Origin of the sequence: Mesorhizobium sp. M1A.F.Ca.ET.072.01.1.1 (genome assembly GCF_004023325.1) — a bacterium.
Lineage (GTDB): Bacteria > Pseudomonadota > Alphaproteobacteria > Rhizobiales > Rhizobiaceae > Mesorhizobium.
The window spans coordinates 1-19,803 of the sequence record NZ_RZSF01000099.1 but is presented as its reverse complement, the minus strand read 5'-3'; the positions used below and the strand labels follow the sequence as shown (position 1 = coordinate 19,803).

General features: G+C 63.0%; 18 protein-coding genes. 14 read left to right on the top strand and 4 right to left on the bottom strand.

What is annotated here, in order from left to right; genetic code table 11:
• From EOA32_RS15895 to EOA32_RS15875, 5 genes are all read left to right on the top strand, one after another.
• The coding region (locus tag EOA32_RS15895) for a His/Gly/Thr/Pro-type tRNA ligase C-terminal domain-containing protein (protein WP_245499294.1) at window positions 1–322 on the top strand (322 nt) is incomplete at its 5' end.
• A gap of 279 nt (window positions 323–601) precedes the next feature.
• The gene (locus EOA32_RS15890) at window positions 602–1,723 is read left to right on the top strand and encodes an ATP phosphoribosyltransferase regulatory subunit (protein ID WP_128372260.1); all 1,122 of its coding nucleotides are present in this window, start codon (window positions 602–604) and stop codon (window positions 1,721–1,723) included.
• Complete coding sequence (gene hisG / locus EOA32_RS15885; protein ID WP_095832269.1) at window positions 1,720–2,418, top strand: ATP phosphoribosyltransferase; 699 nt, start codon at window positions 1,720–1,722, stop codon at window positions 2,416–2,418. Before EOA32_RS15890 ends, hisG begins: the two co-directional genes overlap by 4 nt.
• Before the next feature lie 70 nt (window positions 2,419–2,488).
• Window positions 2,489–4,255, top strand: coding sequence for an AMP-binding protein (locus EOA32_RS15880; RefSeq protein WP_095826942.1), 1,767 nt, complete (start codon window positions 2,489–2,491; stop codon window positions 4,253–4,255).
• An 81-nt stretch (window positions 4,256–4,336) separates the two neighbouring features.
• On the top strand, window positions 4,337–4,951 hold the full coding sequence (locus EOA32_RS15875; RefSeq protein ID WP_128372259.1) for a poly-gamma-glutamate hydrolase family protein: 615 nt from the start codon (window positions 4,337–4,339) through the stop codon (window positions 4,949–4,951).
• Between the two features lie 326 nt (window positions 4,952–5,277).
• Here the strand turns inward: EOA32_RS15875 and EOA32_RS40590 are convergent, their stop codons facing one another.
• On the bottom strand, window positions 5,278–5,403 hold the full coding sequence (locus tag EOA32_RS40590) for a hypothetical protein (RefSeq protein WP_281014254.1): 126 nt from the start codon (window positions 5,401–5,403) through the stop codon (window positions 5,278–5,280).
• Here EOA32_RS40590 and EOA32_RS15870 point away from each other — a divergent pair.
• Complete coding sequence (locus EOA32_RS15870; RefSeq protein WP_245499293.1) at window positions 5,396–6,352, top strand: calcium:proton antiporter; 957 nt, start codon at window positions 5,396–5,398, stop codon at window positions 6,350–6,352. The two genes, EOA32_RS40590 and EOA32_RS15870, sit on opposite strands and share 8 nt — an antisense overlap.
• A 152-nt stretch (window positions 6,353–6,504) precedes the next feature.
• Here EOA32_RS15870 and EOA32_RS15865 read toward each other — a convergent pair whose 3' ends face one another.
• Window positions 6,505–7,413: a hydrogen peroxide-inducible genes activator gene (locus EOA32_RS15865; protein WP_128372257.1), complete on the bottom strand. Its 909-nt coding sequence runs from the start codon at window positions 7,411–7,413 to the stop codon at window positions 6,505–6,507.
• 151 nt (window positions 7,414–7,564) lie between these two features.
• Here EOA32_RS15865 and katG point away from each other — a divergent pair, with 151 nt between their 5' ends.
• Complete coding sequence (gene katG, locus EOA32_RS15860; RefSeq protein WP_128372256.1) at window positions 7,565–9,778, top strand: catalase/peroxidase HPI; 2,214 nt, start codon at window positions 7,565–7,567, stop codon at window positions 9,776–9,778.
• Window positions 9,779–9,920: 142 nt separating this feature from the next.
• On the opposite strand, the gene EOA32_RS15855 is transcribed toward katG, so the two are convergent.
• The gene (locus tag EOA32_RS15855; protein ID WP_128372255.1) at window positions 9,921–10,598 is read right to left on the bottom strand and encodes an aquaporin; all 678 of its coding nucleotides are present in this window, start codon (window positions 10,596–10,598) and stop codon (window positions 9,921–9,923) included.
• 332 nt (window positions 10,599–10,930) lie between these two features.
• Here EOA32_RS15855 and EOA32_RS15850 point away from each other — a divergent pair, with 332 nt between their 5' ends.
• The 5 genes from EOA32_RS15850 to EOA32_RS15830 all read left to right on the top strand — a co-directional run bounded on the left by EOA32_RS15850 (window position 10,931) and on the right by EOA32_RS15830 (window position 16,695).
• The gene (locus tag EOA32_RS15850) at window positions 10,931–12,220 is read left to right on the top strand and encodes an RsmB/NOP family class I SAM-dependent RNA methyltransferase (RefSeq protein ID WP_128372254.1); all 1,290 of its coding nucleotides are present in this window, start codon (window positions 10,931–10,933) and stop codon (window positions 12,218–12,220) included.
• A gap of 93 nt (window positions 12,221–12,313) precedes the next feature.
• A complete protein-coding gene (locus EOA32_RS15845; protein ID WP_066989431.1) occupies window positions 12,314–12,772 on the top strand; it encodes a PaaI family thioesterase in 459 nt (152 codons plus the stop codon).
• Window positions 12,773–12,775: 3 nt separating this feature from the next.
• A complete protein-coding gene (locus EOA32_RS15840) occupies window positions 12,776–13,414 on the top strand; it encodes a 5'-methylthioadenosine/S-adenosylhomocysteine nucleosidase (protein WP_128372253.1) in 639 nt (212 codons plus the stop codon).
• A 173-nt stretch (window positions 13,415–13,587) separates the two neighbouring features.
• On the top strand, window positions 13,588–15,144 hold the full coding sequence (gene guaA, locus EOA32_RS15835; RefSeq protein ID WP_128372252.1) for a glutamine-hydrolyzing GMP synthase: 1,557 nt from the start codon (window positions 13,588–13,590) through the stop codon (window positions 15,142–15,144).
• Window positions 15,145–15,438: 294 nt separating this feature from the next.
• Window positions 15,439–16,695: a site-specific integrase gene (locus tag EOA32_RS15830; RefSeq protein WP_128372251.1), complete on the top strand. Its 1,257-nt coding sequence runs from the start codon at window positions 15,439–15,441 to the stop codon at window positions 16,693–16,695.
• On the opposite strand, the gene EOA32_RS15825 is transcribed toward EOA32_RS15830, so the two are convergent.
• Window positions 16,649–16,945, bottom strand: a complete 297-nt coding sequence (locus tag EOA32_RS15825) for an AlpA family phage regulatory protein (RefSeq protein WP_095832278.1) — start codon at window positions 16,943–16,945, stop codon at window positions 16,649–16,651. The genes EOA32_RS15830 and EOA32_RS15825 overlap by 47 nt on opposite strands.
• 475 nt (window positions 16,946–17,420) lie before the next feature.
• Between EOA32_RS15825 and EOA32_RS15820 the strand changes: the two genes are divergently transcribed.
• A complete protein-coding gene (locus EOA32_RS15820) occupies window positions 17,421–18,371 on the top strand; it encodes a zincin-like metallopeptidase domain-containing protein (RefSeq protein WP_128372250.1) in 951 nt (316 codons plus the stop codon).
• A 159-nt stretch (window positions 18,372–18,530) separates the two neighbouring features.
• A partial coding sequence (locus EOA32_RS15815) for a ParB/RepB/Spo0J family partition protein (RefSeq protein ID WP_145971302.1) occupies window positions 18,531–19,803 on the top strand: 1,273 nt, incomplete at its 3' end.

Sequence of the window (19,803 nt, the reverse complement as noted above, 5' to 3'; positions counted from 1 at the left end):
CCAGAAGATGGTCGCCGATCTGCGCGCCGCCGGCATTCGCTCGGAGATGTATCTCGGCGGCGCCGGTATGAAGGCGCAGCTCAAATATGCCGACCGCCGCGGCAGCCCGGTCGCCGTGATCCAGGGCGGCGACGAGCGCGTCAAGGGCGAGGTGCAGATCAAGGACCTGATCGAAGGCGCGCGCCTGTCGGCCGAGATCACCGATAACGCCGAATGGCGCGCCGCGCGCCCGGCGCAGGTGACGGTGGCGGAGAGCGAGCTGGTCGCCGAGGTGAAGAAGATCCTGGCAGCGCAGGCCGAGGAGCGGGCACGTGGGAAGTAAAGGCCGCGTTCCTTCGCGCCCCCCTCTGTCCTGCCGGACATCTCCCCCACTTGGGGGCAGATCGGACGTCACCTTTGCTTTCCCGAATCGCCAGCCACCTAAAAGAAGCGCCGTCGGCGCAACTGCCAATCTCCCCCCCCGTGGGGGAGATGTCCGGCAGGACAGAGGGGGGCGCCGTAGAGCGCTCACCTCAGTATTCCGCCCAGCACCCCTCATCCGTCTCGGCGCTGCGCGCCGATCCACCTTCTCTCACAAGGGGAGAAGGGAAGGTGGCGGCTTATGACTTCCCGCTATCCAGCCATCGCCGCCGACATCGCAAAGCTGTTCGCCGAACGCGACACCCACGCCGTCGAGGTGGCCGTGCTGCAGCCGGCCGATCCGTTCCTCGACATGGCGGGCGAAGACCTGCGCCGCCGCATCTTCCTGACCGAGAGCGAGACCGGCAAGACGCTCTGCCTCAGGCCCGAATTCACCATTCCGGTCTGCCTCGACCACATCGCCAGCCAGGCCGGCACGCCGCGGCGCTATTCCTATCTCGGCGAGGTGTTCCGACAGCGCCGCGAGGGCGGCAACGAGTTCTTCCAGGCCGGCATCGAGGATCTCGGCGATCGTGATACCGCCGCCGCTGACGCGCGTTCGCTGGCCGACGCGCACGCGCTGCTCTCGCTGGTGCTGCCCAGCGTGCCGCTCGCCATCACGCTCGGCGACCAGACCTTGTTCGAGGCGGTGCTGGCCGCGCTCGGCCTGCCGCGTGGCTGGCGCATGCGCCTCGCCCGCGCCTTCGGCTCGGCGTCGATGCTGGAAGCGGCCCTTGCCGACCTCGCCAATCCGCCGCGCAACAGCCAGCTGTCGGGTCCGGTGGCCTTGCTGGTGCTCGACAGCGATACCGACGGCCTCGCCGCTTATATCGCCGCCGGCATGGAAGAGGCCGGGCTGTCGGCCTCCTCGGGCCGCGCCCCGGCCGACATCGCGCGGCGGCTGATCGAGAAGGCGCAACTGCGCAGCGTGCGGCTGTCCGACGAGGCCTTCTCGGCGTTGAAGGGTTTTCTCGAGATCGACGTCGCGCTGGGCGGAGCAACTGAGGCGCTGGAAAAATTCGCCGCCGATGCCGGCCTGTCCCTTGGCGCGGCGCTCGAAAATTTCGCCGCCCGCGCCGAGGCGATCGCGGCGCATGGCCTGCCGGTCGAAAAGATCCGCTACGACGCCGCCTTCGGTCGTCCGCTCGATTACTATACCGGTCTCGTCTTCGAGATTGCTGCCCAGGGCGGCGACCGTCCGCTGGTGGGCGGCGGTCGTTACGATCGGCTGCTGACGCTGCTCGGCGCGCAGAAGCCTATCCCCGGCGTCGGTTTCTCGGTCTGGCTCGACCGCATCGAAGCATTGCGGGAGCCCGCGCGATGATCACGCTGGCGATCCCATCCAAGGGCCGTCTCAAGGAGCAATCGCTTGAAGTCCTGGCCAAGGCCGGACTGGCGGTCACCCTGCCCGAGGACGACCGCAAATACCGCGCCCGGATCGAGGGCTTCGACAATGTCGAGGTGGCCTTCCTCTCCGCGTCCGAGATCGCCGGCGAGATCGGCCAGGGCGCGGTCGATCTCGGCATCACCGGCGAGGATCTGCTGCGCGAGAACCTCGCCGACTGGGAAGCGCGCGCCGAGATCGTTGCCCGTCTCGGCTTCGGTCATGCCGATGTCGTCGTGGCGGTGCCGGATATCTGGCTCGACGTCGATACCATGGCCGATCTCGACGACGTCGCCGCCGATTTCCGCCAGCGTCATGGCCGGCGGCTCAGGATCGCCACCAAGTACTGGCGGCTGACCCAGCAGTTCTTTTCGCTGAAGCACGGCATCCAGGTCTACCGCATCGTCGAAAGCCTCGGCGCCACTGAAGGCGCACCGGCGGCCGGCCTTGCCGACGTCATCGTCGACATCACCACCACCGGCTCGACGCTGCGCGCCAACCATCTCAAGGTGCTGGGCGATGGAATAATCCTGAAGTCACAAGCCTGTCTCGTTGCTTCCAGGAAGGTCCGCGACGCGGCCGATGAGGCACAGTTGCGTGGCATCGCAGCGAAGATGGCTGCGCTGGTCGCTTAACCGGTACCTTCGGCGGGTTTCCACCGTCCCGGCAGGCTGATAGGCTGGCTCATCCCGGGAGGAGACGGCGATGGCGATCAAACTCGACGAGCTCATGAACGCCACCAATCTGCGCGGGCGCGGAACGCATGGCACCTTCATTGCTCCGATGGACGGCAGGGCGCATGTCTCGGGCGACCGTTCGGCGCCGTTGCTCGACAAAACCATTCCGGAACTCTTCTCCGATACGGTGAGCAGATACGCCACGCTCGATGCCGCCGTCTTCGTCGGGCAAGACAAGCGCTTCACCTGGAGCGAGCTGTCGGATGCGGTCGACGCGCTGGCCGCCGGCTTCCTGGCGCTCGGCCTGGAGAAGGGCGATCGCGTCGGCATCTGGTCGCCCAACCGCTGGGAATGGCTGGTGACGCAGTTCGCCACCGCGCGCATCGGCCTGATCCTGGTCAACATCAACCCGGCCTACCGGCTCAGCGAGCTGGAATATGCGCTCAACAAGGTCGGTTGCAAGGCGCTGGTCACGGCGGTCAGCTTCAAGACCTCCGACTATCTCGGCATGATCGAGACGCTGGCGCCGGAGATCGCCAAGGCCGAGCCCGGCAAGCTCGAGGCAAAGAAGCTGCCGTCGCTGAAGATCGTCATCCGTATGGGCGAGGACAACTCGCCCGGCATGTTCAATTTCGGCGATGTGCTGGCAATGGCCGGACGCGACGAGCATGACAGCCTCGATCGCATCTCCGAAAGCCTGAAGCCCGGCGACGCCATCAACATTCAGTTCACCAGCGGAACGACGGGCGCGCCGAAGGGCGCGACCCTCACCCATTTGAACATCGTCAACAACGGCAGCTTCGTCACCTCGGCGATCGAGCTCACCGTCGACGACCGGCTCTGCATCCCTGTGCCGCTCTATCATTGCTTCGGCATGTCGATGGGCACGATGGGCTGCGTCACCAAAGGCGCCACGATGGTCTTCCCGGGCGAAGGTTTTGACGCGGGCGCGACGCTCAGAGCCGTCGCGCAGGAACGTTGCACCGGCCTTTATGGCGTGCCGACCATGTTCGTCGCCATGCTCGATCATGCCGATTTCTCTAGCTTCGACCTCTCCAGCCTGCGCACCGGCATCATGGCCGGCTCGCCATGCCCGATAGAGGTGATGAAGAAGGTGGTGTTGCTGATGCATATGGCGCAAGTGACCATTGCCTATGGCATGACCGAGACCAGTCCGGTTTCTTTCCAGAGCAGCGTCGACGACCCGCTGGAAAAACGCGTCTCCACGGTCGGCCGCATCCATCCGCATGTCGAGGTCAAGGCGATCGGCGCCGATGGCGCTACCGTCCCGGTCGGCGAGCCGGGCGAGCTCTGCACACGCGGCTATTCGGTGATGAAGGGCTATTGGGACGACGCGGAAAAAACCCGCGAGGCGATCGACGCTGACGGCTGGATGCACACCGGCGACCTCGCGACGATCGACGCGGAGGGCTATTGCAACATTGTCGGCCGGGTGAAGGACATGGTGATCCGCGGTGGCGAGAACGTCTATCCGCGCGAGGTCGAGGAATTCCTCTACCGCCACCCCAAGATCAAGGAAGTGCAGGTCTTCGGCATTCCCGACGACAAATATGGCGAGGAGATCTGCGCCTGGATCGTGCTGAAGCCCGGCCAGATCGCCACCGCTGAGGAGATCAAGGCCTTCTGCAGCGGCCAGATCGCGCATTACAAGGTGCCGCGCTACATCCGCTTCCGCACCGAGCTGCCAATGACGGTGACCGGCAAGCCGCAGAAATTCCTGATGCGCGAGGCAATGGTGGAGGAACTGGGGCTGGTGGCGCAGAAGACGGCGTGAGGCGGGATTGATCCGGAAATATTCAGCCTTCGCAAAACGCGCTCGAAGCACGAACTGCCGACCACGCGTTTGGATGGGATTATGGACAACGAGTTCCCAAATTTTGCGGCGCTGAAGGCCGCCAAAATCGAAAACGTGGACTATCGCATCGTCGTGCGGCGTGGCGCTCGAACCGGCAATGCGATCGTCCTCGCCCCGCACGGTGGGAAAATCGAGCCCCGCACTTCCCTGATTGCCGAGACGGTGGCAGGGAGCGATCTGGATCTGTATTGCTTTGAAGGACTGATGCCGCACAACAATCGCGAGTTGCACATAACGTCAAATAACTTTGACGAGGAATCCGCGCTCGACTTGGTGCGGGCGAAGTCGATTGTCGTTGCTATCCATGGTCGCCAAGATCGGGACGATCCCTCGACAATCTATATGGGCGGCAAGGATGCCGCGCTGATTACAGAGATAGTTCGGCGCCTCCAGGAAGCCGGCTTCAACACCAAAACGGACAACCATATTTTTCCAGGCATCGGCGATTTGAACATCGTCAATCGTGGATTGACCGGCAAAGGAGCGCAGCTGGAGATACCCTTCTCCCTGCGCCAGCGGCTGGGGAACGAGCCGGAACTTTTGCGAAAATTCTGCACGGCGGTTCGCAAGGCGATTGACACCGTCGATGCCAGAAGCCGTTCGATCGTGTCCTAAAGCCGCATCGCCCAGACCGGCAAGTGGGAGCACGCCACGCACGCGTGAATTCCTGTCGCGGGTGCTGTGAGGACGGTGATTGCCGGCGCGGGAAACGGCGTAAGACCATGGCATCTCGACGTTTCGGTGCGCTGGAACAGCCGGCGCCGCAACTCCTCGCGCATCCTCGGCAGCAGCGGATCGGCTTCCCGGAAGAAGTCGAACGCCGGGCGATCGGTCCGTCCACTTCGCAATGATGTCGGCTGGGGTGTTTCCCACAGGCTTTTCCGCTAAATTCGCGGAAACGCAGGGGCTTCAATGACTGGTTTCGCGCGGTCGGTGACTTCCTACACGATGCCATTGGCCGCCCTGGTGATGGCTGTCGCGGTCAGAGCCAGCGGCCTTTCGGTGGACGAAGGTTCGCTGAACATCAGGATTGTCGTTGGAGCGCTTTCGAGTGCGATCATGTTCATCACCATTTTCGTGGTGCTCGACCACGCCGAGGCAGTGGCCCGGCGCGTGGGGGAGCCGTACGGGACGTTGGTGCTGACCTTTGCCGTGACGGCAATCGAAGTGTCGATCATCGTTTCCATGATGCTGCATGGAGAGAACAACCCGACATTGGCGCGCGAGTCCGTCTTCTCGACGGTGATGATTATCTCTACCGGCGTCGTCGGAACGTGTCTCACGCTTGGCGGCTGGCGTCATCGCAAGCAGGCAATCGTTCGGCAAGGGACCAGCGCGTATCTCGCGGTTCTGATCGCGCTGACTGTCATGACGCTTGTCCTGCCGACCTACACCCAGACGACGGATCCTGGCACGTTTTCGGCAGGCCAGCTTGGTTTTGTGAGCGTCCTTTCAGTGCTGCTCTATGCAAGCTTCGTGTTCGCCCAGACCGTTCGGCACCGGGACGACTTCGTCCAGGAACAGGCGCACGAGGTTTCGATGCGAACTGCCCTTCACGAAAGCCTTTCTGTCGGCGTTCTGCTGCTGGTGAGCGGGCTGATCGGCATCGTCATGCTGGCCGAGCAGGTCGCCGCCGGTGTCGAGGATACGCTCGTTGCCTACCAGGTGACCCAGGCCGACAGTATCGTGGGAGCGATGATCGCCGGGCTGGTTTTGATGCCGGAGGCCATTTCGGCGGTTCGCGCCTCGCTCAACAATGAGCTGCAGCGCGGCCTCAACGTTGCGATGGGTTCGGCCTGCGCCACCATCGGTCTGACGATACCGGCGGTGGCGGCCGCCAGCCTGCTGACAGGCCGAGGGTTGACGCTCGGGCTTCCGGCGGCTGATGCGGTACTTTTGGCGCTGGCGCTTTTCATTTGCAGCGTAAGCTTTAGCACCGAAAGAACGACATTCCTGACCGGAATGGTTCATATTGTGGTGTTCTTTACCTACGTATTTCTCATATTTGTGCCGTGAAGGGTGGTAATCGAACGCAGGATAGAGAACACGAGGTTGGAACCGCACTATCGCATTTCAGAAGCGGGCAGCGTTAGCTCGGGTAAGCAGCAGAAGCTTCCGATACCAGGCGTTGGCTGAGAACTGAGATTGGGAAAGTTCAGAATCCAGGGTCAGCTCGCCAGCACCGCCTGATCCAATCCCCGTATGATCTTTGCCAGTTCCACGCATTCGTCCTGGCGCACTTTGTTGCGCCGCCATGCGAGGCAGATCATGCGCTGCGGCATCGGCTCCTGGAACGGCACGATCTTCAGGTCCGGCATGACGCCCGCGGCGTTTGCCGCCATTTCCGGAACCAGCGTCACGCCCAGCCCATGCGCCACCATCTGCAAGAGGGTGGTGAGACTGGTGGCGCCATAGCTTGCCATCGCCACCGGTCGAACATTGCCACAGACGGCCAGAGCCTGTTCGCGCAGGCAATGGCCTTCCTCGAGCAGCATCAGCCGTTCCAGCGCCGGGCTTTCCGGCGGCACGGGCGGCGAGGCGAAAGCCGGATCGCCGGCGGGGACCGCAAGGAAGAAGCGGTCCGGGAAGAGCTCTTCCGTGACGAGCCCTGGATGGTCGAGCGGCAGCGCGGCGATGAAAGCGTCGAGCTTGCCCGAGACATTGTCCTCGACCAACGATGCCGTCAGCGCCTCGCGCAGTTCGAGCTGCAGGCCCGGGAAATGCTTCTTCAATTCCGGCAGGACCCGCGGCAGGAGATAGGGCGCTACGGTCGGGATGATGCCCAGCCGGAAGCGGCCTTCCATCGCGGGGCGACCGCGCCGGGCGGTCGTCTCGACGTCACGTATATCGGCAAGAATGCGCTCGATGCGCGGCTGCAGCACAAGCGCTTCGTCCGTCATCCGCACCGTCCTGCCGCCGCGCTCGAACAGAAGACAGTTCAGCCGCTCTTCCATTTCGGCGATCTGGCCGGAGAGCGCCGGCTGGCTGACGCCGGCAAGCTTCGCGGCGCGGCCGAAATGCAGCGTCTGCGCCAGCGCGTCGAAATAAAGCATCTGTCGCACGGTGAGGCCGATCATAAGGAAGGCTTATCAAAACGAACAGGAAAGGCAATTTGTCTTTATCGCCAAGCCGGCCTAGGCTGGAATCATTCCAGATTGGCGCGGCCGCTGGTCGGCCCCGAAATCTGCGCAGAATCAATCTCGGAAAAATCAAAACCTGGAGAGTAAGATGGACGCGAAAACCGACGACAACAGCGCTGGCAAATGCCCCGTGGCGCATGGATCCGCCGGCAGGACCAATCGGGATTGGTGGCCGAATCTACTCGACCTCGCCGTTCTTCATCAGCAGTCGAGCCTCTCGGACCCGATGAGCGAGGATTTCGACTATGCCACGGAATTCCGGAGCCTCGATCTCGATGCCGTGATCAAGGACCTGCACCATGTGATGACCGACTCGCAGGACTGGTGGCCGGCCGATTTCGGCCATTACGGACCGCTCTTCATCCGCATGGCCTGGCACAGTGCCGGCACCTATCGCATCGGCGACGGGCGTGGCGGCGCCGGTGCCGGCCAGCAGCGGTTCGCGCCGCTGAACAGCTGGCCGGACAATGCCAATCTCGACAAGGCACGCCGGCTGCTGTGGCCGGTCAAACAGAAATACGGCCGCAAGATCTCCTGGGCTGACCTGATGATCCTTGCCGGCAACGTCGCGCTGGAATCGATGGGTTTCAAGACCTTCGGCTTCGCCGGCGGCCGTGCCGACGTGTGGGAGCCGGAGCAGGACGTGGATTGGGGCTCCGAAACGAAGTGGCTGGACGACCAGCGCTATTCCGGCGACCGTGAACTGCAGGGCCATCTCGGCGCCGTTCAGATGGGCCTGATCTACGTCAACCCGGAAGGCCCGAACGGCAAGCCGGATCCGGTCGCCGCGGCCCGCGACATCCGCGAGACCTTCCGCCGTATGGCCATGAACGACGAAGAGACCGTGGCGCTGATCGCCGGCGGCCACACCTTCGGCAAGACCCATGGCGCCGGCGATGCCTCGCTGGTGGGCGTGGAGCCGGAAGGTGCCGGCATCGAAGCGCAGGGCCTCGGCTGGTCGAGCAAACATGCCACCGGCATTGCCGGCGACGCCATCACCTCGGGCCTGGAAGTCACCTGGACCACGACGCCGACCAGATGGAGCAACAATTTCTTCGACAACCTGTTCAACTTCGAATGGGAGCTGACGAAGAGCCCGGCCGGTGCCAATCAGTGGACGCCGAAGGGCGGCGCCGGCGCCGGCACGGTTCCGGACGCGCACAATCCCTCCAGGCGTCATGCTCCGGCCATGCTCACCACCGATCTCGCGCTGCGCTTCGATCCGGCCTATGAGAAGATCTCGCGTCGCTTCCAGCAGTACCCGGACCAGTTCGCCGACGCTTTCGCCCGCGCCTGGTTCAAGCTCACCCATCGCGACATGGGCCCGGTGGTTCGTTATCTCGGCCCGCTCGTGCCGAAGGAAGAGCTGATCTGGCAGGATCCGATTCCGGCGATCGACCACGAACTGGTCAGCGAAGAGGATATCGCCGCGCTGAAGGCGAAGATCCTGGCCTCCGGCCTCACGGTTCCTGAACTGGTCTCAACTGCCTGGGCCTCGGCCTCGACCTTCCGCGGCTCGGACAAGCGCGGCGGCGCCAATGGCGGCCGCATCCGTCTCAGCCCGCAGAAGGACTGGGAAGTCAACCAGCCGGCCCAGCTTTCGAAGGTGCTGGCGAAGGTCGAAGCCATCCAGCAGGAGTTCAACTCAGTGCAGGCTGGCGAGAAGAAGATCTCGCTCGCCGACCTGATCGTGCTCGGCGGCGCCGCCGCGATCGAGAAGGCCGCGAAGGACGGCGGCAATGAGGTGAACGTGCCCTTCACGCCAGGCCGCATGGACGCTTCGCAGGAGCAGACCGATGTCGAATCCTTCGCGGCACTCGAGCCGAGGGCCGACGGCTTCCGCAACTATGTCCGCGGCAGGCTGCCCATGTCCGTCGAAGCGATGCTGGTCGACCGTGCGCAGCTCCTCACGCTGACGGCGCCGGAAATGACGGTGCTGGTCGGCGGCCTGCGCGTGCTCGGCGCCAATCATGGCGGCTCAAAGCACGGCGTGTTCACCGACAGGCCGGGCACGCTGACCAACGACTTCTTCATCAACCTGCTCAGCATGGCGACCATCTGGGATCCGGCGGCCGGCTCCGAGCCAGACTCGGATGAGGTCTATGAGGCGCGCGACCGCAAGACCAAGCAAGTCAAGTGGACCGGCACCCGCGCCGACCTGATCTTCGGCTCGCACTCGCAATTGCGTGCGCTGGCCGAGGTTTACGGCTCGGCCGATGCCAAGCAGAAGTTCGTCAAGGACTTCGTGAAGGCGTGGACGAAGGTGATGAATCTCGACCGGTTCGAACTGGTCGCGAAGTAAAGCAGGTCTCCCGAGAGTGGGAGCCGCTTTCGGGACAAAGGCAACTAAAGCGCACGGAGCGAAACTGAAAGATCGCAATGCGCTTTAGGTCTCATCCCCCCCAGAAGGCGCGGGTTCATGCCCGCGCCTTTTGCAATAGGTATCAGTCTTTTTCGAAGATGCCAGCCTTGGCGACGATGCCGGCGATCGCCCCGCCGATCAGTGGTGCGACGATGAACAGCCAGAGCTGGCCGAGCGCCGCGCCGCCCGAAAACAGCGCCGGGCCGATCGAGCGCGCCGGATTGACCGAAGTGCCCGTCACCGGGATCATGGCAAAGTGGAGCCCTGCCAGCGTTAGGCCTATCACCAGGCCGGCAAAGGCCGTCATGTGCTTGGCGTTGGTGACGCCGAGAATGACGGTGACGAAGGTGAAGGTGCCGATCAGCTCCCACAGGAAGGCCGAGCTGATGCCCCATTTCGCCTCGTCCCAGCCATTGGCGCCGAAGCCCCCGGTGTGGCCGCCGGCCTGACCGGTGACGATGATCCACAGCGCCAGCGAAGCGATGATGGCGCCGGTGATCTGCGCGATCCAGTAAGGCACGACTTGCCTCGCCGGCATCCGCCCCGCAAGGAACACGCCGAGCGTCACCGCCGGATTGAGATGCGCGCCCGAGATCGGGCCGATCGCATAGGCCGCGGCGATCAAGCCGATGCCGAACGCCAGGCCGATCCCTTCCTGTCCGAGCGGCAGCGCGCCGCCGAAGCCGCCCGTGACCACGGAGGCCGTGCCGATGAACACCAACAGAAACGTGCCTAGAACTTCTGCCAGATAAGTTTTCATTGCCCTCTCCTCATAGGGATCCACCAAAATGCGTTTTCCGCGTCGCGAATCACAGACGAAAGAGTATTCCTGCCGGAAAAACTTGGAAAGCTGAGTGTTGAGCCAGCGGTCTTGCTTTGCATTCGCCAGTCAAGACATTAGAGAAGTTTCATGTGCGAGGCGCTTTTCTTGTTATCCGCTGACTGCCGACTGCCGCGAAAGAACCTTCCGTCCGTTGCATGGACGCGATGGTATGGGACAGGTCGTTTGGCCTCAGCGAAACAGAAGGGTTTCAATCGGAGCCGGAAAGGCTCTAAGAGCAGGGCGGAAAGCAACGATAGACGGAAGCAGGAATGAGACTGGGCGGAAGGCTGGCGGCAGCCATCGAAGTGCTTGAAGACATCGGCCGGCGGCATCGGCCGGTGGCCGACGCCTTGCGCGACTGGGGCTTGTCGCACCGCTTTGCCGGTGGCGGCGACCGCGCGGCTATCGGCAACATCGTCTACGACGCGCTGCGCCGCAAGCGCTCGGCCGGCTGGCTCTTCGGCGAGGAGACGCCGCGCGCCATCGGCTTCGGCGCGTTGCTGCTGGAATGGGGCCAGACGGCGCGGTCGCTGAATGACGCTCTCGACGGCGACAAATTCGCGCCGCCGCTGCTCAGCGCCGCCGAACTGAAAGCGGCAGCCTCCGGCAGGCTCGCCGATGCGCCGGATGCCGTGCGGGCCGATGTTCCGGACTGGTGCGCGCCGCTTCTCGAGCACGCCTATGGCGATGCCTGGGTCGAAGAGGGCGCGGCTCTCGCGATGCGCCCGCCGCTGGACCTCAGGGTCAATGCGCTGCAGGCAGACCGCGGCAAGGTGCTGGCGGAACTCCAGGGCACCGGTGCAGCAGCTGCCGCAATCGCGCCGCACGGCATCCGCATCCCGCCGATCAATGGCGACGGCAGGCATCCGAACGTCCAGGCCGAGCCCGCCTTCCAGAAAGGCTGGTTCGAGGTGCAGGACGAGGGCTCGCAGCTTGCGGCAACGCTCGCCGGCGCCGAGCCGGGCATGCAGGTGCTCGACTATTGCGCGGGCGCCGGGGGCAAGACCCTGGCGCTTTCGGCAGAGATGGACAATCGCGGCCAGGTCTTCGCCCATGATGCGGAAAAGGTGCGGCTGGCGCCGATCTTCGAGCGCATCCGCCGCGCGCACAGCCGCAACATCCAGGTCGTAAGCAAGCCTGCGGAACTCGCGCCGCTCACCGGTCACATGGACCTCGTGCTGATCGATGCGCCCTGCACCGGCAGCGGCACCTGGCGGCGGCGCCCGGACGCCAAGTGGCGGCTGACGGACAGACAGCTCGATGCCCGCAAGGGTGAGCAGCAGGCGATCCTCGACATGGCGCAGGCTTTCGTGAGTCCCGGCGGGCTGCTGGTCTACATCACTTGCTCGGTGTTCGATGCCGAAAACGGCGAGCAGGTCGCAGCCTTCCGCGAGCGCCACGGCGACTTCGCGCCGGTCGACCACCGCCAGCTCTGGGACGGCCGTTTCCCCGGCCACGAGAGCGCTACGCGTATTGGCGAAGCCGGTGGCATCTCGCTGTCGCCGGCGCTCAGTGGCACTGACGGGTTCTATTTCCACGCCCTGCGCAGGGTCGCATGAGGGCAGCCGGCATTTGCTGCGCTGCAACATAAGCGATTGCCTGTCCTGCCTGCCTCTGCAATAAGCTTCGCCAGCAAAAATGAGGCGAAGGCCATGGCAGCCAAAATCGTACCCGCTCCCGATTATGAGGATCGCGTCAGGACTTCCTTTGCCCGCCAGAAGGCCATGGCCACCATCGGCGCGGAGCTGACGCTGGTCACGCCCGGCATCATCGAGATCGAGATGCCCTATGCCCCTTCGCTCACCCAGCAGCACGGCTTCCTGCATGCCGGCGTCATCTCGACCGCGCTGGACTCGGCCTGCGGCTATGCCGCCTTCTCGTTGATGCCGCAGAATTCCAGCGTGCTGACCATCGAATTCAAGGTCAACCTTTTGGCGCCGGGGAAGGGCGAGCGCTTCCTGTTCCGCGGCTCGGTGACCAAGCCAGGCCGCACCATCATTGTTGCCGACGGCCAGGCCTATGCCTTCGCCGCCGATGGCGAGGCCAAGCTGATCGCCACCATGACTGGCACAATGATGACGGTGGTCGGCCGCGACGGCATCGAGGGGTGATCCATGGCGAGCGCTGCGCGGATAGGGGAAAAATCCGTCCTCTTCGTCATGGCGGCCGAGGCCGAATACGGCCCGCATCTCAAAAAGCTGTTCACGCCGCTGATGACCGGCGTCGGCCCGGTCGAGGCCGGTGTGCGCCTCGGCGCCGAGCTCGCCACGTTGAAGGCCGAGGATGCGCTGCCTGATCTCGTCGTATCGCTGGGCTCCGCGGGAAGCCGAACGCTCGAACAGACCGAAATCTACCAGGCCGTGTCGGTGAGTTACCGCGACATCGACGCTTCGCCGCTCGGCTTCGCGAAGGGCGCGACGCCGTTCCTCGACCTGCCCGTGACGGTGCCGCTGCCCTTCGTCATTCCCGGCATCGGGACCGCGACGCTGTCGACCGGAGGCGCCGTCGTCACCGGGGCCGCCTATGACGCGATCGACGCCGACATGGTCGACATGGAGACCTTCGCCTGCCTGCGCGCCTGCCAGCTGTTCGGCGTGCCGCTGATCGGCCTGCGCGGTATTTCCGACGGCGCGGTCGATCTCAGGCATGTCGGCGACTGGACCGAGTATCTGCACGTCATCGACGAGAAGCTGGCGGCGGCGATAGGTCTGCTCGAGCAGGCGATTGCGTCCGGCGCGATCGGCCTTACTTAATGCATGTCGCCCAAAAGTGCGCAGCGGTTTTGGGAGAACGACATGTATCAAGACGAAACTTGAAGCTCGTCGCCTGGGCCCGTTCGACGCGACGCGCTTTAGGCGTTTTGGCAAGACCGAACGTCGCAACGCGCACCATTGCGCCGAATCGGTTCTTTCTTTAAAGGCTCGCCATGACGACACATCCCGACACCGTTCTCATCATCGACTTCGGCAGCCAGGTCACGCAGCTGATCGCGCGACGCGTGCGCGAGGCCGGGGTCTACTGCGAGATCGTTCCGTTCCAGTCAGCCGCAGAGGGCTTCCGCCGCATCCGGCCGAAGGCCGTCATCCTATCGGGCAGCCCGCACTCGACCGTCGACATCGGCTCGCCCCGCGCGCCCGACGAGGTCTTTTCGTCCGGCATTCCGGTGCTCGGCATCTGCTATGGCGAACAGACGATGTGCGCTCAGCTCGGCGGCAAGGTCGAGGCCGGCCATCACCGCGAGTTCGGCCGGGCCTTCCTGGAGATCGAGGACGACTGCGCGCTGTTCGACGGTGTCTGGGCCAGGGGCACGCGTCATCAGGTCTGGATGAGCCACGGCGATCGCGTCACCGCCATTCCGGAAGGATTCAAGATCGTCGGCATCTCCACCGGCGCGCCCTTCGCAGCGATTGCCGACGAGGCACGGAAGTTTTACGCGGTGCAGTTCCATCCCGAGGTCGTCCATACCCCGGACGGCGCCAAGCTGCTGAGCAACTTCGTCCACCATATCGCCGGCCTCAGCACGGGCTGGACCATGGCTGCCTATCGCGAGCAGGCGGTCGAGGCGATCCGCAAGCAGGTCGGCAAGGGCAAGGTGATCTGCGCGCTGTCGGGCGGCGTCGATTCCTCGGTCGCTGCGCTCCTGATCCACGAGGCGGTCGGCGATCAGTTGACCTGCATCCTCGTCGACCACGGCCTGATGCGGAAGGACGAGGCGAAAAGCGTGGTGGAGATGTTCCGCCAGCATTACAACCTGCCGCTGATCCTGGTCGACGCTTCCGACCGCTTCATTTCGGCGCTGGAAGGCGAGAGCGATCCGGAAAAGAAGCGCAAGACCATCGGCCGCCTGTTCATCGAGGTGTTCGAGGAAGAGGCGAAGAAACTTGGCGGCGCCGACTTCCTGGCGCAGGGCACGCTCTATCCCGACGTCATCGAAAGCGTCTCCTTCTCCGGCGGCCCGTCGGTGACGATCAAGTCGCATCACAATGTCGGCGGCCTGCCCGAGCGCATGAACATGAAGCTGGTCGAGCCGCTGCGCGAGTTGTTCAAGGACGAGGTGAGGGCGCTGGGCCGAGAGCTCGGCCTGCCCGAAAGCTTCATCGGCCGCCATCCGTTCCCGGGTCCTGGCCTCGCCATACGCTGCCCGGGCGGCATCACCCGCGAGAAGCTCGAGATCCTGCGCGAGGCCGACGCCATCTACCTTGACGAGATCCGCAAGGCCGGCCTCTACGATGCCATCTGGCAGGCCTTCGCCGTGCTCTTGCCGGTGCAGACCGTCGGCGTAATGGGCGACGGCCGCACCTACGAATTCGTCTGCGCGCTGCGCGCTGTGACCTCGGTCGACGGCATGACGGCCGATTTCTATCATTACGACATGAACTTCCTGGGCGCCGCCGCCACCCGCATCATCAACGAGGTGAAAGGCATCAATCGCGTCGTCTACGACGTTACGTCGAAGCCCCCGGGCACCATCGAGTGGGAATGATTCAGGCCCATCCGAACACCGCCGAAATTGCGCTAGAGTTCGATCTAAGTCACTGAAATCAAAAATAGTTTTGGCCGGCAACATTCGCCGGCTATCGGCGTGCGTCGTTTGGATCTGCCGTACCGGTTGCCGGACCTCACCCATATTGCCACGATGATTTTTTGACAGTACCGTCACGTCATAGAGGGCTTCTGACGGTACTTTTTTCACACTAAGTATCTGAAATTTAAGGGCAAAATCCGCCGCCAGCCCTCAAAAACCTGACGACGGTACTTTTTGGAAAGGCAAGTCGGGATGCTGACGGACGCCGCTCTCAAAGCATTGAAACCAAAAGAGAAAATCTACAAAGTGGCGGACCGTGACGGAATGTATGTCCGCGTTATGCCAAGCGGCGCGATCTCGTTCCGGCTGGATTACAGGCTCAATGGCCGTCGGGAGACCGTCTATCTCGGCAAATACGGTCGCGATGGAATCTCTCTCCTTCAGGCCCGAGAAAAATGCCTCGATGCCCGTCGAGCGGTTAGAGAGGGTCGCTCTCCCGCCATCGAGAAGCAACGAGACAAACGGCAGCTGAAAGAAGCCAAAAGCTTTGGCCAGTTCGGAGAGAAGTGGCTGACGGCGGCTCCGATGGCAGACAGCACGCGATCAATGCGTCGATCAATTTTCGAGCGCGAGCTCCTGCCGATTTGGCGCAATCGGCTGCTGACCGAAATCACACCGGACGATCTCCGCGGCCAATGTGCCAAGATCGTCGAGCGCGGAGCGCCGGCAACCGCGATCCATGTCCGTGATATCCTCAAACAGATCTACGGCTTTGCCATTCTCCATGGCGAGAAAGTATCCAATCCGGCCGATGACGTCGGGCCGGCATCGATCGCGAACTTTGTCCCAAGAGATCGGTCGCTATCTCCAACCGAAATCCGTGTCATGCTCAAGGTGCTGGAGAAGGTCGCCACTTTGCCCACCATTCGTCTCGGCCTTCGCCTTATCCTGTTCACGATGGTGCGAAAGAGCGAGCTTCAGGACGCCACCTGGGATGAGGTTGATTTCGAAAATGCGGTCTGGACCATCCCAAAGGAACGGATGAAGCGATCGAAGGCCCATAACGTCTACCTGTCGCGCCAAGCAGTCGACATCTTTATTGCGCTCAAGACCTGTTCGGGAAACTCACGTTTCGTGCTGCCGTCGCGATACGATGCGGATGCGCCAATGTCGCGCGCAACCTTCAATCGTGTGACCTATTCGGTCGTCGAACAAGCAAAGAATGAAGGTCTGCCGCTTGAGCCGTTCACCGTGCACGATCTTCGGCGCACGGGTTCCACGCTTTTGAATGAACTAGGGTTCAACAGCGACTGGATCGAAAAATGCCTCGCCCATGAGGATGGTCGCTCCTCCCGCGGCGTCTACAACAAGGCGGAATACGAAATGCAGCGTCGCCACATGATGCAAGAATGGTCGGATATAGTGGAAGCTTGGGTTGAGGGAAGAAAACGTCCCGTCGTCCTTATGCCCCCGACGATGGCGATCTTCGAGCCCGATCCTGCGCTTTGACTGGACTGGTCTTTCGCAAGCTTACATCGGGAGCTTTGGCGCGCCTGATAGGTACCGCCCGGCGAGCACGCAGCCACGCTTCGACCTCGGCCAGGTCCCAAACGACGCAACGAGGAGTCAGCGCGAAGCGGCGCGGGAACTGCCCCCGCTGTTCCATCTCATAAATCGTACTGTCGGCCAGAGGTATCATTTCACGCAGTTCCCTGCGGCGAATTGTTCGTGTGGTCTCATGTTTCGTGTGAATCGTCATCGCGCGGCTCTCTCCTTATGGCGCTGCGAAGATTGAAACCGAGACTTCGCGAGGATGGAACGACAGAAAGCTGTGCGGGATACTCTGGGCTACGATTTCGCACATATCGGTCGGTAGGACCCCAGGATTCAGTGCGTAGACCGAGGCAAAGGACATCCATGTCAGAAACACTGATTCAAACGGCGCCCTTCGCCGGGGGCTGTCGGTCCCGCATCCCGCCTGACGTCGGCGCTATGCTGATGCTCCTTCGGCCGCCCTGTTGAACCGGTCTCAGGGCCACGAACTTTCTCCAGCCCGAACTGACTTGGTCCCGCTGGCGGGCATTTCGGTGCTTCCGCCTTGTACGCCCTTGTTTGCTTAGGTCGGGAGAGAGGCGCGGCCTTTCTCCCGACGAAAGTCAGAGGAGGAGCGCGTTTTCGATGACGGGTTGAGAGCCAGAGGAGAGTCCTCCGGCGCCCGTCGCGGAGAAACCGCGATGCCTTGTCGTAACGATCCAGTCCGCGCCCTCGCCGATCGCAGCAACCTCTATGACGATATCACCAACAAGATCATCGCCGAGCTGGAGGCCGGTCGCTTTCCCTGGGTCCAGCCCTGGGGGACAGCCGCTGCAAAGGCGCCCTTCTCGATGCCGAGAAACGCCTCCACCGGCAGAGCCTATAGCGGGATTAACGTGCTTATCCTCTGGGGCGCCGTCGTCGAACAGGGGTTTCCGACGCAAAGCTGGCTGACCTTTCGGCAGGCCATCTTGCTCGGTGGAAATGTCCGGAAAGGCGAGCGCGGTACCACTGTCGTCTACGCTGATCGCTTTGTTCCCGATGACGAGAAGAAGCGCGCCAGCGAGAATGGCGAGGATGCCCGAGCGATCCCGTTCCTCAAGCGTTTCACGGTCTTCAATGTTCAGCAATGCGAGAATTTGCCTGACGAGACCGCTATTCAACCGCCGCTGCCGGATCAGAGCTTGATCGAGCCGCGGGTCAAGGCGCTAATCGACGCCGCCGGCGTTGAGTTTCGCATCGGCGGAGGCAGAGCCTGCTACATGCCAATCCCCGACTATGTTCAGGTGCCGCCGCCGCAAGCCTTCTTCGATCCAATTAACTGGCATCGTACGGCCCTCCACGAACTTGGTCATGCAACCGGCCATACAACACGGCTTGCTCGTGATCTTTCCGGGTCTTTCGGCACCAAGAAATATGCGTTCGAGGAACTGGTGGCCGAGATCAGCGCCGCTTTCGCCTGCGCGGCGCTTGGTATCTATCCCACGGTACGGCATGCCGACTACATCGGGTCCTGGCTCGAGGTTTTACGAGAGGACAATCGCGCAATCGTGCGCGCCGCCAGCCAAGCCAGCAAAGCAACTGACTGGCTCCTCAGCCATCTGCCTGAGGACGTCGATATACCGATCTCGGCTTATGCCGAGCTGCCCTAGCCGCCAAAGCATCCCGAGGGTGAACGGCTTCTGCGAGCCGCTGCTGACGGACTTCGGCGGCCGACATGCAGGCGAAGGAGAGGGAGAGATTTGAGTGGGTTTTCGCGACGGGTTCAGGACTGAGAGAGAGGCTCTCGGCGCCCGTCGCGGAGCACCCAGATGACCACAGCCGTTCAGAAGATCACCTTGTCGTCCGCGCGCGACATTCCTTTCAACAAGCTGGTGCTTGCCCAGACCAACGTTCGGCGCATCAAAGCCGGCGTCTCGATCGACGACCTCGCTGCCTCGATCGCACGCCGCGGCCTAATCCAGAGCATCCATGTTCGTCCTGTTCTCGATGCCGACGGCAACGAGACCGGCATGTTCGAGATACCGGCTGGCGGACGCCGCTACCGCGCACTTGAAATGCTGGTGAAGCAGAAGCGGCTTGCCAGGACCACACCGGTTCCCTGCGTCGTCGGCAATGCGTCCAGCTCGGTCCTAGCCGAGGAAGTCTCGCTTGCGGAGAATATCGAGCACGCGCCGCTTCATCCGCTCGATCAGTATCAAGCCTTCAAGGATCTGCGTGAAAAGGGCATGTCGGAGGAGGAGATCGCGTCGGCCTTCTTCATCTCGGTCAACATCGTCAAGCAGCGCCTCAAGCTCACCGCTGTGTCGCCAGCGCTCCTCGACATCTATGCCGACGACGGCATGACCATCGCCCAGCTCGAGGCGTTCTCGGTCAGCAACGACCACGCTCGACAGGAGCAGGTCTGGGAAGCGATCAAGAACAGCTGGTCGAAAGAACCATATCAGATCCGCCGCATGTTGACCGAGAACACCGTGCGCGCTTCCGACAAGCGGGCCGTCTTCGTGGGCCTAGACGCCTACGAGGCGGCGGGCGGCGACGTACTGCGCGACCTCTTCCAGTCGGACGATGGCGGATGGCTGCAGGACGCACCACTGCTCGACCGCCTCGTTACCGAGAAACTTAAGACGATCGCCGACGAAATCGCCAACGAGGGTTGGAAATGGATCGAAGTCGCGGTGAGTTTCCCCTATGGCGCGGCGAACGGCTTGCGTGAGCTCGAAGGCACGCCGGTCGAGCTGTCCAAGGAGGAGCAGGCTACGCTCGATGCGCTGCGGAGTGAGTTCGCTAAGCTGCAGGCTCAATATGAGGAAGTCGACGAGTTGCCGGACGAGGTCGATCAGCGGTTTGGCGAACTTGAGACCGCCATCGAAACGCTGCAGGCGCGTTCCGTCCGCTTCGATCCGGCAGACATGGCGCGCGCCGGCGTCTTCATCAGCGTGGATGCGGACGGGTCGCTTCTCGTCGAGCGTGGCCATGTGAGGCCCGAAGACGAAGCTCCCATTGCGCCTGAGACCGACAGCGAGCCTGACGTCGTTGGATCCCACGATCCAGCAACGACGAGCTCGATACAGTGGTCAATAA

Bases quoted from the DNA above. Each gene is read 5' to 3' on its own strand.
- EOA32_RS15870 (WP_245499293.1), top strand. From the start codon at position 5,396: ATGTTCATCACCATTTTCGTGGTGCTCGACCACGCCGAGGCAGTGGCC.
- hisG (WP_095832269.1), top strand. From the start codon at position 1,720: ATGATCACGCTGGCGATCCCATCCAAGGGCCGTCTCAAGGAGCAATCG.
- EOA32_RS15865 (WP_128372257.1), bottom strand. From the start codon at position 7,413: ATGATCGGCCTCACCGTGCGACAGATGCTTTATTTCGACGCGCTGGCG.
- EOA32_RS15875 (WP_128372259.1), top strand. From the start codon at position 4,337: ATGGACAACGAGTTCCCAAATTTTGCGGCGCTGAAGGCCGCCAAAATC.
- EOA32_RS15850 (WP_128372254.1), top strand. From the start codon at position 10,931: ATGAGACTGGGCGGAAGGCTGGCGGCAGCCATCGAAGTGCTTGAAGAC.
- EOA32_RS15825 (WP_095832278.1), bottom strand. From the start codon at position 16,945: ATGACGATTCACACGAAACATGAGACCACACGAACAATTCGCCGCAGG.
- guaA (WP_128372252.1), top strand. From the start codon at position 13,588: ATGACGACACATCCCGACACCGTTCTCATCATCGACTTCGGCAGCCAG.
- EOA32_RS15855 (WP_128372255.1), bottom strand. From the start codon at position 10,598: ATGAAAACTTATCTGGCAGAAGTTCTAGGCACGTTTCTGTTGGTGTTC.
- EOA32_RS15840 (WP_128372253.1), top strand. From the start codon at position 12,776: ATGGCGAGCGCTGCGCGGATAGGGGAAAAATCCGTCCTCTTCGTCATG.
- EOA32_RS15890 (WP_128372260.1), top strand. From the start codon at position 602: ATGACTTCCCGCTATCCAGCCATCGCCGCCGACATCGCAAAGCTGTTC.
- EOA32_RS15845 (WP_066989431.1), top strand. From the start codon at position 12,314: ATGGCAGCCAAAATCGTACCCGCTCCCGATTATGAGGATCGCGTCAGG.
- EOA32_RS40590 (WP_281014254.1), bottom strand. From the start codon at position 5,403: ATGAACATGATCGCACTCGAAAGCGCTCCAACGACAATCCTGATGTTC.
- EOA32_RS15830 (WP_128372251.1), top strand. From the start codon at position 15,439: ATGCTGACGGACGCCGCTCTCAAAGCATTGAAACCAAAAGAGAAAATC.
- EOA32_RS15820 (WP_128372250.1), top strand. From the start codon at position 17,421: ATGCCTTGTCGTAACGATCCAGTCCGCGCCCTCGCCGATCGCAGCAAC.
- EOA32_RS15880 (WP_095826942.1), top strand. From the start codon at position 2,489: ATGGCGATCAAACTCGACGAGCTCATGAACGCCACCAATCTGCGCGGG.
- katG (WP_128372256.1), top strand. From the start codon at position 7,565: ATGGACGCGAAAACCGACGACAACAGCGCTGGCAAATGCCCCGTGGCG.